The sequence below is a fragment of the Geminocystis sp. NIES-3708 genome (assembly GCF_001548095.1).
Classification (GTDB): domain Bacteria; phylum Cyanobacteriota; class Cyanobacteriia; order Cyanobacteriales; family Cyanobacteriaceae; genus Geminocystis.
On the sequence record NZ_AP014815.1, the window covers coordinates 1,798,157 to 1,810,824 of the forward strand.

Annotated in this window: 12 protein-coding genes; 2 read left to right on the plus strand and 10 right to left on the minus strand. The window is 29.6% G+C overall.

The window, feature by feature from the left end; all coding sequences use genetic code 11:
- Positions 1-311: 311 nt before the first annotated feature.
- From GM3708_RS07925 to GM3708_RS07935, 3 genes are all read right to left on the minus strand, one after another.
- Complete coding sequence (locus GM3708_RS07925; protein WP_066345418.1) at positions 312-1,793, minus strand: glutamate synthase subunit beta; 1,482 nt, start codon at positions 1,791-1,793, stop codon at positions 312-314.
- A gap of 315 nt (positions 1,794-2,108) precedes the next feature.
- Positions 2,109-3,503 (minus strand): asparagine--tRNA ligase, encoded by a 1,395-nt coding sequence (asnS, locus tag GM3708_RS07930; RefSeq protein ID WP_173645003.1) that lies wholly within the window; start codon positions 3,501-3,503, stop codon positions 2,109-2,111.
- 115 nt (positions 3,504-3,618) lie between these two features.
- Entirely contained in the window at positions 3,619-4,041 is a 423-nt protein-coding gene (locus GM3708_RS07935; RefSeq protein ID WP_066345419.1) for a bacteriohemerythrin, read from the minus strand.
- A 271-nt stretch (positions 4,042-4,312) separates the two neighbouring features.
- Between GM3708_RS07935 and clpS the strand changes: the two genes are divergently transcribed.
- Both clpS and GM3708_RS07945 read left to right on the plus strand, forming a co-directional pair.
- Positions 4,313-4,618, plus strand: coding sequence for an ATP-dependent Clp protease adapter ClpS (clpS, locus tag GM3708_RS07940; RefSeq protein ID WP_066345420.1), 306 nt, complete (start codon positions 4,313-4,315; stop codon positions 4,616-4,618).
- Positions 4,615-4,902 carry a DUF2103 domain-containing protein gene (locus tag GM3708_RS07945; RefSeq protein WP_066345421.1) on the plus strand — a complete coding sequence of 96 codons (288 nt, stop codon included), beginning with the start codon at positions 4,615-4,617 and terminating at the stop codon, positions 4,900-4,902. The genes clpS and GM3708_RS07945 overlap by 4 nt, the downstream gene beginning before the upstream one ends.
- An 18-nt stretch (positions 4,903-4,920) precedes the next feature.
- Here the strand turns inward: GM3708_RS07945 and GM3708_RS07950 are convergent, their stop codons facing one another.
- The 7 genes from GM3708_RS07950 to GM3708_RS07980 all read right to left on the minus strand — a co-directional run bounded on the left by GM3708_RS07950 (position 4,921) and on the right by GM3708_RS07980 (position 12,618).
- Positions 4,921-6,264, minus strand: coding sequence for a cell wall metabolism sensor histidine kinase WalK (locus GM3708_RS07950; RefSeq protein ID WP_066345422.1), 1,344 nt, complete (start codon positions 6,262-6,264; stop codon positions 4,921-4,923).
- 76 nt (positions 6,265-6,340) lie between these two features.
- Entirely contained in the window at positions 6,341-6,940 is a 600-nt protein-coding gene (locus GM3708_RS07955; protein WP_066345423.1) for a chorismate lyase, read from the minus strand.
- A gap of 126 nt (positions 6,941-7,066) precedes the next feature.
- Entirely contained in the window at positions 7,067-9,427 is a 2,361-nt protein-coding gene (hypF, locus tag GM3708_RS07960; protein WP_144439358.1) for a carbamoyltransferase HypF, read from the minus strand.
- Between the two features lie 362 nt (positions 9,428-9,789).
- On the minus strand, positions 9,790-10,554 hold the full coding sequence (gene hypB / locus GM3708_RS07965) for a hydrogenase nickel incorporation protein HypB (protein ID WP_066345426.1): 765 nt from the start codon (positions 10,552-10,554) through the stop codon (positions 9,790-9,792).
- Positions 10,555-10,631: 77 nt separating this feature from the next.
- Entirely contained in the window at positions 10,632-10,973 is a 342-nt protein-coding gene (hypA, locus tag GM3708_RS07970) for a hydrogenase maturation nickel metallochaperone HypA (protein WP_066345431.1), read from the minus strand.
- Between the two features lie 14 nt (positions 10,974-10,987).
- Positions 10,988-11,446 (minus strand): hydrogenase maturation protease, encoded by a 459-nt coding sequence (locus GM3708_RS07975; protein WP_066345433.1) that lies wholly within the window; start codon positions 11,444-11,446, stop codon positions 10,988-10,990.
- Between the two features lie 5 nt (positions 11,447-11,451).
- The gene (locus GM3708_RS07980) at positions 11,452-12,618 is read right to left on the minus strand and encodes a SpoIIE family protein phosphatase (RefSeq protein ID WP_066345435.1); all 1,167 of its coding nucleotides are present in this window, start codon (positions 12,616-12,618) and stop codon (positions 11,452-11,454) included.
- Between the last annotated feature and the right edge of the window lie 50 nt (positions 12,619-12,668).

The window sequence follows — 12,668 nt, forward strand, 5'->3', positions numbered from 1 at the left end:
AGAGAGAGTTTTTATTAATTTGTTTAAGAAAAAAATACATAATTAATTTTACTTATTTACTAACAATTAATTTTGTCTAGATATTTTGGATTATTTGTTTATATTTCCTTGAAAGTTTTTAAATACTTATTCTCTGAGTAAAAAAATAGTTTTGTCAATATTGGTGAGGACATTCAGAACTAATATCCATAAAATGTATTTTAAAATATCAAAAATAAGTTACACACTTTTTGAGTTATTTATTATTAATTGAAACAGAAAAAAAGGGCAAAAAGCCCTCTCGAAAAACTCAATAAATGGGGGATAATTTTCTAAGGTAAATCGGTATATCCCATCAGGAAGCGATCACATTCTTTAGCGACATCACGCCCTTCATTAAATGCCCACACTACTAAACTTTGACCCCGACGACAATCACCAGCGGCAAACACGTTAGGGATACTTGTTACATATTTCCCATATTCGGCTTTAATATTACTACGATTATCGGTTTCTAATCCCATTTGTTCTAATAATAATTGCTCAGGACCGAGAAAACCCATCGCTAATAAAACTAATTGTGCAGGTAATCTTTTTTCTGTACCTGTAATTGGTTTAGGAATAAAACGTCCTTGTTCATCTCTTGCCCATTCCACCTCCACTGTATGCACGGCAATAACATTACCTTCAGAGTCTCCCTCGAATTTAGTGGCAGTTGTAGTATAAACTCTAGGGTCATTGCCGAACTTAGCAGCGGCTTCTTCTTGTCCATAATCGAGACGATAAATTTTGGGATATTCGGGCCAAGGGTTGTTTTTTGCTCTGATTTCTGGGGGCTGAGGCATAATTTCTAACTGGGTTACGCTATTGCAACCATGTCTTACAGATGTACCAACGCAATCTGTACCAGTATCACCACCACCGATAATCACGACATCTTTACCTGCGGCGGAAATTAAACCTTCTTGATTTTTGTTTAAAACGGCTTTGGTGTTAGCGGTAAGAAAATCCATAGCAAAATGAATCCCTTTGAGTGATCGTCCTTCTATGGGCAAATCACGAGGTTTTCCAGCACCGATGGCAAGGATAACAGCATCATTTTCTTTTACTAAAATTTCCGCAGGAATATCTTTACCAATGGCACTATTACAGACGAATTTTATTCCTTCTTCTTCTAATACTCGGATACGACGCATGACAACTTGTTCTTTATCAAGTTTCATATTAGGAATTCCATACATTAATAATCCACCGGGGCGATCGTCTTTTTCGTAAACAGTGACAGAATGTCCAGCTTTATTTAGTTGTGCGGCGGCAGATAAACCTGCTGGACCTGAGCCTACAATAGCAATCTTTTTACCTGTCCGTTTTTCAGGGGGTTGAGGTGTTACCCAACCTTGATCCCAACCATGATCTATGATAGAACATTCTATGTTTTTGATGGTAACGGGAGGATTGTTGATTCCGAGTACACAAGAACCCTCACAAGGAGCAGGACAGACTCTACCAGTAAATTCAGGGAAGTTGTTAGTTTTGTGAAGTCTATCAAGTGCTTCTTTCCATAAACCTCTATAAATCAAGTCATTCCATTCAGGAATAAGATTATTGACGGGGCAACCACTAGCCATACCGCTAATCAGTTCTCCAGTATGACAAAAAGGTGTACCGCAATCCATACATCTCGCACCTTGATTACGGAGATTTTCTTCGGGTAAATGTAAGTGAAATTCATCCCAGTTTTGAATTCTTTCAAGAGGATCTTTATCAACGGGTAATTCTCTAGTAAACTCTAAAAATCCTGTGGCTTTTCCCATATTTTTACTTTTTCAATTAAGGTTTTTTTGATAAATAAAAGCTGTTTTTGTCAAATATTCATAACAATATCAATCTATTTTTTATTTGTTATACAGATAACTTTAGAGTACTTCAAATACTTGAAAAATTAATATTTATTAAATAGTGTCATCAAATCATAGTTATAAATATAACTTTTTAAAGATACAACTATTTATTAATTAATGAGAGGATAATATTCTAAATTTATCTTGACAAATTGACCATATTTAATACATTATATCTATCTTATATCAAATTAAAATTAATTTTAATATTAATCTAATAATTCTTAATTAAAATTCAACATTCATGGGGGTGCGAGGGAAAGGAATTACATCTCTAATATTTTCCATTCCTGTCATAAACTGTACTAATCTTTCAAATCCTAATCCAAAACCAGCATGGGGTACTGTGCCATATCTTCGTAAGTCTAAATACCACCATAAATTTTCAGGATTGATATTTAATTCTGCAATTCTTAATTCTAAAATATCGAGTCTTTCTTCTCTTTGTGAGCCACCAATAATTTCTCCAATATTAGGAGCAAGAATATCCATCGCCGCAACGGTTTTTTGATCATCATTTAATCGCATATAAAAGGCTTTGATATCTTTTGGATAATTGGTAACAATTACAGGTTTTTTGAATAATTTTTCTGCTAAATAACGTTCATGTTCTGACTGTAAATCAATACCCCATTCTACGTTATATTCAAATTTTTGATCAGATTTTTCTAGTAAACTAATTGCTTCAGTATAAGTGATTCTAGCAAACTCATTATTGATAATATTTTCAGCATTATCTAATACAGTTTTATTGATTCTTTGCTGAAAAAATTCAAGATCTTCAGGACAGTTATCTAAAACATATTTAAAAACATATTTTAAAAATTCTTCGGCTAAATTTTGATCTCCTTCAATGTCACAAAAAGCCATTTCTGGTTCAACCATCCAAAACTCTGCTAAATGACGAGAAGTATTAGAATTTTCAGCTCTAAAAGTAGGTCCAAAAGTGTAAACATTTTGAAAAGCCATTGACATAATTTCTGCTTCTAATTGTCCACTAACAGTTAAATAGGCTTGACGACCAAAAAAATCATTTGTATAGTCTATTTTTCCTGTTTTATTAGCCGAAATTTCTTCTAAGTTTAAGTTTGTTACGGTAAATAATTCTCCTGCACCTTCGCAATCACTAGCGGCAATAATCGGAGTATGTACCCATAAAAAACCTTTATTTTGAAAGAATTGATGCACTGCATTAGCACAAGCATTTCTAACTCTCATTACTGCACCAATAGTATTTGTTCTACCTCTTAAATGTCCAATTGTTCTCAAAAATTCAAAAGAGTGACGTTTTTTTTGTAATGGATATGTTTCTGGATCACAATCACCAAAAATCTCGATAAAATTAGCATTTAATTCTACTTTTTGACCTTTTGCCGGGGATTCTACTAAAATACCTTCTACTGTTAAAGATGAACCCGTATTTAACCTTTTTATAATCCCTTCATAGTTAGGTAAATCTTGATTTAAAATGACTTGTAAATTAGCTAAAGATGAACCATCATTAATTTCTATAAAAGCAAAATCTTTTAATTCTCTTTTAGTTCTAACCCATCCTTGAATTTTTATTTGTTCTTGAGGTTTTCCTTGTCTTAAAATATTAATAATTCTATCGGTAATAATCATATTTTAACTTTTTAAATTTATGGATAAAATTTATTATAACATATCTTTTATCTGTCTATAAAATATTAGCTATTATTAAATAATAAACAATTATCTATGACTATTGTAAGAATGATTATGATCTTTTTTGATATTTATAACTATTATTTTTGATATGACTAATAACGTTTAAATCTTCTCCTTTAATATGATGAATTAGCCAATCTGTCAAAAATTGAGAAACTTTTACTGTTAAAAATTCTTCTTTATTTTTCCATTTTTCTTGTAAAGTTAAAACTTGCTCTTTTAAGGCATCATGTTTTTCTTTATGTGATAAGTAATTAGGATACTCATATTGAAGCATTAATTCTTCTTCCGTAGCGAAATGTTCAACAGTATATAAAACCAATTGATCAAGAATTTTGCCAACAATTTCTTGACCTTTTCCTTCGATCATGGCATCGTGTAACTCATTAATAAGAGAGAATAAGTATTGATGTTGCATATCAATAATCTTTTCTCCTGTAATGTATTCTTGTCTCCAAAAAGCAATAGGCATTTTAATTTTTCCTTAATAATGATGTATGCTTACTTTTCTTTATTTTAGTTTAAATTTAACGGTAATTAAGTCTTAATTATTCTTGAAATTTATTTTAAATAATAGTCCATGGATTATAAAAATAAATTTAATAGTAAACATCGTCTTAAGCTAAGATACGATCAATTCATAAATTATCTATTATTAATTACAACTAACTACTAAAATTCATAAATTTATGATATATTATTTAATTATATTTAAAAATATTTTGAATTTTTCATAATTTTTTATGACTAAAACTGTTTTAGCAAATACAATTATTGCACCTACTAAATCTCTTGAAGTTACTCGCAAACCTTATCCTAATTTTAAGGTTATTGTTTTAAATGATGATTTTAATACATTTGACCATGTATCAGATTGCTTGATGAAATATATTCCAAATATGAATAGTGATCTTGCATGGGAGTTAACAAATCAGGTACACTTTGATGGACAGGCTTTAGTTTGGAGTGGTCCTTTAGAACAAGCTGAATTATATCATCAACAATTAAGACGAGAAGGTTTGACAATGGCACCATTGGAGGCAATATGAGTAAATCTTCTGATGGTAGAATCGTTTGGAATCATTCCACTCATCTTGATGGCTTGATTCCTATTCTCGAAAAATTGGTTATTTATGAAGGAATTAAGACTGTAACACCTGCAGTTTTAAGTCGCTCTCGTAGTCATTCTCCTCATCTGAAATTAAAAATTTCTGTACCCATTCGAGGAGGCTATAAGTTAATTGCAAGGTGTGGGAAAAGTGTTCAAGAAGTTTTTGTTATTACAACATTGGAAAAAATAGAATTAGAAAATATTATTGCTGGAATTATCTAAATATATTTTTTTGTAAAACTATAGATTTTGAGGTAATATCACCAGAAAGTTAGTACCTTGATTTATCTTACTTTCTACTTTTATTTTCCCCTGATGATTTTCAACGATAGCTAGCACAATAGCTAAACCTAAACCAGTACTATAATTAGAATTATCTTCTGCTTGACTACGGGAAAAATCACCACGATAAAAACGATCAAAAAGATGAGGTAATATATTTTCGGGAATACCAATTCCATTATCAATAATTTCTATTTGACAATAATTTTTATGCTGTTTTTTGAGAATTTTTAAAATAACTTTTATCGTTAAATTTTTTTTTTCAACATTAGCACTATGAATAATACTATTACTGATAATGTTGGTAAATAAACGACTAATTTCTGCCCAATCTCCATTAATGGTAAATAAGTCTTCTTTTAAATTTTCTGATAATGACTCGTTACTAACAATATTTAAAGACAAATCAATATTTTTTTGCTGTGCAATAATTTTTTGTTCTTCTACTACTTCTAATAATAAAGCATCTAAGGGAATAGGAATAAAATTAGGTTTAATAATACCACTATCATTACGGGCTAAAAATAGTAAATCGTTAACTAAATTATTTAATCTTTCTGTTAATCTTTCTAAAATTTTTAACTGCTTTTCTTGAATTTTAGAATCGGTTTCAGGATAAGATAACAAACTTTGAATATTAGTTTTTATGGTGGCAATAGGATTCCTTAATTCATGAGAAGCATCAGCCGTAAATTGCTTTAAACTTTGATAAGATTCAATCACAGGTTTAATAGCAATACCTGATAAAAACCAACCGATTCCTCCCACGAAAATAATCATTAAAAGAATACCAATACTTAAGTCAATTATTAGCTGTTGAATTGGTTTAACCACATCAAATAAAGGATGACTTACCCTTAAATATCCTAAAATGTAATGGTCAATTTCTACTCTTTTTGTAATTTGTCGCAATAAATAATCATCAGAAATACGAATAGTTTTGCCTCCAGAATTAAAAGAGAGAGGAATAGGTAAAGAATCTTCTAAAGTTTGCCATAATAATTCACCGTTGGGGCTAAACCATTCTAAATCAATATGGTCATCTTCTACTTGATTTGTGGTGTTAGGATGTTGATAAAAACTTTCTTCTAAATTCACTCTAAATTTACCTTCATTATTATTAACTTTCTCTATCATTAAAGATGGCTCAATAATTTCAATTACGTGCTTTAAAGTATCATCAATTCGATCAATTAAAGTTTTATAAACATAACCATAAATTCCCATCGCAAAAATAATTAATAATACTGCTGTCACAGTAGTGTACCAAATTGCTAAACGACGACGAGTGGTTTGAAACATTAATAATAAATAGAAAATATTAGATAGTATTTAAAAATGATGAAAAAATATGAATTTAAAATATAATTTCTTTTTATCAATCATCAATTTTAATTTTGCCTAAATACTTAGATAAATAAGGTGAAAAAACTTCATAAATAAGAGTTAATGGTTTGCCTCTATGCCAAAATAAATAATGTCTTCCCCAAAAAGTTCTTTTTTCCTCAAAACCTTCTTCTAAAGCCTCAGATTTTCCATAATAAATTCCTTGAATATCTCGGTATAATTCTGTATGTAACTTCGCTAAACTTTCCCATATTGGCAAACTACGATTTTGCAAATAATCATCAATGTGATTTGCTTCCCACCATGAAGTTGCATAAGCTAATCTTTTACCACTAGCGGTTTTTAACCAAACTTGTCTTCTTATCCTCGGATTCGCAATTTTTTCAATCCCTTTAGGTGCGTTGTCTAAATCATCACCAATTAATGACATATCAATTACGTCAACCTCAATAGTCTCACTGGTTAATAATCGTAAATGTCGAGTGGGTGAGCCATCTCCTAATAATAGTATCTGCCATGCTGGTGCTAATTGACTATGAGGTAAACCAATTTTAACTAATTCTTCTCCTCCTTGCCAAATAGGTTGAAGTTGGTGCCATGTTGTGATAGTGCTTTCAGGTTTGATGATCATATCTTGAGCTTACGTTACAAAACTTAATATTATTTTAACCTAGAGAACTTGAAAAAATTTTTCTGATTCGTGAAATTGACTCAATTTCCTCTGGATATGAGAAAAGATACTAAGTTTTTTGATTTTTTATCTCATATTTCTTATGATAAAAGCAATTTGTCCAATGGATAAACCACCGTCATTAATAGGAATTTTTTGTGACCAATAAGGGTTAAAATGATTTTGTTTTAACACTTGAATTGTATTCTCCAATAAAAATTTATTCTGAAAGCAACCACCACTTAACACAATATTTTTAGTGTTGATTGTTTGACTAATTTGCTTAATTATTTCCACTAGAGTGAGATGGAATTTTGTGGCAATTAAACTCAAAGATTTTTTTTCTAAATAATCGTTAATAATTTCTCTAATTATCGATCGCCAATCGATATAATTACAGATATTCTCTTGATGTTGCCACTGAAAAGTATAAGTTTTATGAGGACAAAAATCACTGACTAAAAATTCTAAATTCATAGCGGCTTGTCCTTCAAAAGTGATATTGTCAATGATATTTAATAAGGAAGCTACGCCATCAAATAAACGCCCGACACTAGAGGTTAAGGGAGTGTTAATTTTTTTGTCTAGGATAGTTTGAAAAAGTTTTAATTCTGAAGATGAATAACTGTCAATTATAGATAAATTTTTCGGTATATTTTGAAAATTATTATAAACAAGATTAAGTAAAGCTAAAGCAATGCGTTTAGGTTGCAAAATTGCTTGACTTCCTCCCATTAAAGGAAAGGGTAAAAAACTGCCTATTCTTTTAATTTCAGTGTCACTAATATAAAAAAATTCGCCACCCCAAATAGTATCATCAAATCCGTAACCAGTACCATCCCATGCAATACCTAATAAGGGTAATTCTAAATTATGTTCTGCAATTGTAGCAAAAATATGAGCTAAATGATGTTGTATTTGAATAACAGGAATTGACGGTTTTTTCTGCTTACTTAATTCTTCGGCATATTGGCTAGAAAAATAATCTGGATGTGCGTCACAAACTATTAAATCTGGTTGAAATTCATAAATTTTACTTAAATTATTAATAGTATTTTTATAGGCTTTTATAGTTTCAGGTTTATCCAAATCGCCAATGTGTTGACTGGTAAAAATTTGTTGATTAAAACCAATGGCTATGGTATTTTTTAGATTTCCTCCTAATGCTAAAATTTTGTGAGGTTTTTCTTCTGGAAAATCTAGTAATTTTATCGGTAAAGGTGCATAACCTCTTCCTCTTCTTAATATCATCATTTGATTATCTATCACCCTAACAATGGAATCATCAACGGCACGAAAAATAGGGCGATTATGGATTAAAAAATAATCAGCTAAACAATTTAGTCTATCTAAGGCTTCTATTTCATCAATACAAATAGGCTCATTTTTTTGATTTCCACTGGTGGCGATAATAGGAAAATTTAACTTTTTTAATAATAAATGATGTAAGGGAGTATAAGGTAACATTACCCCTAAATAATTATTATGAGGTGCGACTTCTTCTGAGATATAGTTATTATCAATTTTCGGATTATTTTTAAAAGATTCTTTTTGATTTAGATTATTTAAGTTACTCACTTTTCTCAATAAAACAATGGGAGAAGCTACAGATAATAAAATATTTTTTTCAATATCCGACACCAAACAATCAGCTTTAATTTTTTCTAAATTAGGATACATTACAGCTAATGGTTTATGAGGGCGATTTTTTCTTTGTCTTAAAATTTTAATAGCCTCATTATGCCTAGCATCAGCTATTAAATGAAATCCTCCTAATCCTTTGACAGCTAAAATTTTTCCTTCTATAATTAAGTTACAACTTTTTTTTATGGCTTCATCAAAACTTGCTAAAATATTACCTTTTTTATTCCATAATTCTAACTTTGGTCCACACTTTTGACAAGCATTTGGCTGTGCATGAAAACGCCTGTTTTTAGGATTGTAATATTCTTCTTCACATTCTTTACACATCCTAAATTTACTCATCGTAGTAAAAGGGCGATCATAAGGTAAATCTTTAATGATAGAATAACGGGGACCGCAATTTGTACAATTAGTAAAAGGATAACAATACCGCCGATTTTGAGAATTAAAAATTTCCTCTAAACATTCCTGACAAGTGCTTAAATCAGGTAAAACAATCGCCGTTTTTCTTCTATTATCAATAGTGTCTAAATTTTTAATCGTAAATTGTTGATAACCTACCCAGTTTGACAGCTTAATTTCTAAACTATAAATTTCTGATTGTAAGGGTTTCTCAGCTTTAATTCTTGTGATAAAAATATCTAATTCAACAGTGGTTAATTCTACTTCAATAACAACACCTTCCCCAGAATTTTTTACCCATCCTTTTAAATCTAATTCTATAGCTAAAGTATAAATAAAAGGACGAAAACCAATTCCTTGTACAATACCTTTTATAATTATTTGATAACAATTTTTAGCCATCATTTTAGACTTTATCTATTTTTTCTAATTAGGGTATGCTGTTAGGAATCAGAAGTCTATAAAAATCAAAGGTTAGGTATAATTCAACAGAAAATGCTTTTCACAATTTTTACTCAAAAAATAGGTAAGTATTCTACAATTACATACTCTAATTCTAACAAAGGGCTTAAGCCTCTTGCCAAACCATTAAAATTATTTTCTATTCTCTACTCTCACCAAAACACTTTTTCATCATCTCCTAACTGTAGAAACATCTAAGTTTATTTATAACTTTACTAACTAGAATTAAGGCAATTTTTACCTTCTAGTCTTTCCCTTATTTTCTCTTTTCTCCATCAAAAAATTAGAAAAATTTTAATCTATTATCTCTTTTTTTGTAATTTTTGCTCAATATAACGATACCAATTATTTATTCCTTCACCACTGCGAGAAGACACCATCAAAATTTTAGCTTGAGGAGCAATTTTTTTGATATTTTGTAACGCTAAATCTTGATTAAATTCTACGGCTTTAGCAATATCTATTTTATTGATAATTACCACATCAGCACTTTTAAATATTGTGGGATATTTTAAAGGTTTATCTTCTCCTTCTGTTACCGATAATAAAACTATTCTTTCATTTTCGCCTAAATCATAAGAAGCAGGACAAACTAAATTACCAACATTTTCAATTATTAACAACTGACAATGATTTAAGTCAATTTTTTGCAGAGAATTATTAATCATTTCTGCTTCTAAATGACAAACATCTCCAGTGGTTATTTGGATAACTTCTGCTTTACTCCTTCTCAATCTTTGGGCATCATTATCTGTGGCTAAATCACCAACTATAACCGCACTTTTGTAGGTAGAATTGAGATCGGTTAATGTTTTTTCTATAAAGGTAGTTTTTCCTGATCCCGGCGAAGACAATATATTTAGTACAAATATACTTTTCTGTTGAAATAACTCTCGATTATGAAAGGCTAAATGATCATTTTTTGCTAATATAGATTCATAAATATTGATAGTTTTAGAGTCATTATTGTGACTGTGATTATGATCATGATGGTGATGTTGATAAAAGTCATGATTATTAATTAAAATCTTTTGAGGGGTAACGCTACAACCACATTTTATACACATAGTTTTAGGATTAATGAAGGGAATAAGTCTTTAAGTTAATTATAAGAAAAAATATCAGTAAATCAGGTATAAAAAATTTAAGAAACTTCAAGAGATATTAACTTAATTTCTTTACCTTGAAGAATATTATTGCTGAATTGATCGCAATTTGGGCATTGAAAAAACCATTCATCAGGTTGAAATTTTTGTTGACAATGATCACAATAACAAATAACTGGTAATGATTCTATTTTTAAAGTCGAATTTTCTGCTATTGTACCTTTTCTTATCACCTCAAAAGCAAATTTTAATGCCTCAGATACAACTCCTGACATTTTACCAATACAAATAGTGATTTCTTTAATTTCTGTGGCGTTTTCTTTAATCGCATAATCAATAGCAATGTTTAATGTGTCTTCCATTATTCCTATTTCGTGCATTTTTTTATCAATAATTACTCAATTTTGTTAATAATTTCTTTAATAATTTTTAAAGCTATTTTAATGCCTTCTTTTGCTAAGTCTGATAATTCTTCCCCTAAATCAATATTATTTACTGGAATAGTAATAAGGTAACTTTTAGGATACTGATTATGAATTAGTTTAGTTAAATATAGCAAATATTCTGGAGTGCAATAATGCCCATATTCACATTTATTATTAATTGCACTTCTAGGTAATAAGATAGTTGTTACTTCATTATTATCCACACAAGCATCGATAAAAATAATATTAGAAAATATTGCTATTTTTTCAGCTAATTCAGGAGTTAATTGATGTTGATAAATACATTTTACTTGCGGTAAAGCCTCTATTTCTATCTTTTGAGCTATAATTTGTCCAACTTGATCATCATTTCTTAAACTATTTCCATAGCCGATAATTAAAAATTTATTTTTATTTTGATTCGTCATATTAACTAGCAATATTCGAGAATAACTTGTTTTTGATAATTACGCAAAAGTTGAACTAAATCTTCAATTAAACTACGGCGGATCGATATATTTTTCGGTAATAAAGGATTTTGATAAAATTCATTAATTTGTTGCCCTACTAAAAAATAAATTGAGTCGGCTTCTAAAATTTCTCTAGCTAATAATACTGCCCCATTTTTAATAGTCGGCAATCTACTAATATCAAAATTACATTTAATTAAGACTTCTTTGGCTTTAGAAATTGTCAAAATTCCTTCTGTCACTAAATCTACTTCTTTTAATTTACCAATGGGGGGCAATTCTTTACTCATCGTCAGAATATCCATTTCAATGGTTTCTCCCATATAATTGGCAACAATATTACCAGTTGTGCCACCACAAATAATTTTTCTGCCTTGAAAACTCAATAATTGTTCCGCATATTCTTCATCTTTGGTAACATCTAATGGTGGTCCTGTAAAAATCATCAAAGGTTTAGGTTTACGAATATATACTCCGACAAAAGTAGCGTCATCACCAATATAATCACAATATAATTTTTTAGTTTCGTTGACAATTTGTTCAATAATATAACGAGAATTAGTGGCTTTATGGCGAAAAATATTTTCCATAAATTTAGCGATATTTTCCCAACCCCATCCAAAATTCATAGTATTTCCTAATCCTGCATAAAGAATTCCATCACTAGCCGCCCCTAAAAAATCGCCTCTTTCTAGTATTCCTTGGCAGGAATTAATTTTTTTATTTAATATTTGTTCTGTTTGATGTTTGAGTGGGAAAATAACACCTTTTTTAAGTAAAAAAATAGGCGGATTATCAAAGTTAATTACATGAAATTTATTAGTGATATGATCAAGGGTAATGATGGTAAAAGTAGCATAGGCAATATTTCTTACTTGACAAATAGGTAAAGTGCCAACAATGGTTTCAATAACTTCTTTTAAGGGTAAATCAGCATCAAGCATAGTAATAAGTATTTCAGTGGTTAAAGTGGCTAAAATACTAGCCTTAACACCACTTCCTAAACCATCAGAAAGCACAATAGTACTTTTAGTTTCTGTTTTAGTAAATTTTACTTGATCACCGCACAATTCTTCATTTTGTTTGTTTAAACTATAATAATAAATATCGAAAAAATTATCTTCAATCATCAGTTTATTAATTCATTCAAAAAAATATAAAGAGGCAATCATAAAATAAA

Coding starts and splice junctions, on each gene's coding strand:
- GM3708_RS07950 (WP_066345422.1), bottom strand. CDS start 6,264: ATGTTTCAAACCACTCGTCGTCGTTTAGCAATTTGGTACACTACTGTG.
- GM3708_RS07925 (WP_066345418.1), bottom strand. CDS start 1,793: ATGGGAAAAGCCACAGGATTTTTAGAGTTTACTAGAGAATTACCCGTT.
- GM3708_RS07935 (WP_066345419.1), bottom strand. CDS start 4,041: ATGCCTATTGCTTTTTGGAGACAAGAATACATTACAGGAGAAAAGATT.
- hypA (WP_066345431.1), bottom strand. CDS start 10,973: ATGCACGAAATAGGAATAATGGAAGACACATTAAACATTGCTATTGAT.
- GM3708_RS07945 (WP_066345421.1), top strand. CDS start 4,615: ATGAGTAAATCTTCTGATGGTAGAATCGTTTGGAATCATTCCACTCAT.
- asnS (WP_173645003.1), bottom strand. CDS start 3,503: ATGATTATTACCGATAGAATTATTAATATTTTAAGACAAGGAAAACCT.
- hypF (WP_144439358.1), bottom strand. CDS start 9,427: ATGGCTAAAAATTGTTATCAAATAATTATAAAAGGTATTGTACAAGGA.
- hypB (WP_066345426.1), bottom strand. CDS start 10,554: ATGTGTATAAAATGTGGTTGTAGCGTTACCCCTCAAAAGATTTTAATT.
- GM3708_RS07975 (WP_066345433.1), bottom strand. CDS start 11,446: ATGACGAATCAAAATAAAAATAAATTTTTAATTATCGGCTATGGAAAT.
- GM3708_RS07955 (WP_066345423.1), bottom strand. CDS start 6,940: ATGATCATCAAACCTGAAAGCACTATCACAACATGGCACCAACTTCAA.
- clpS (WP_066345420.1), top strand. CDS start 4,313: ATGACTAAAACTGTTTTAGCAAATACAATTATTGCACCTACTAAATCT.
- GM3708_RS07980 (WP_066345435.1), bottom strand. CDS start 12,618: ATGATTGAAGATAATTTTTTCGATATTTATTATTATAGTTTAAACAAA.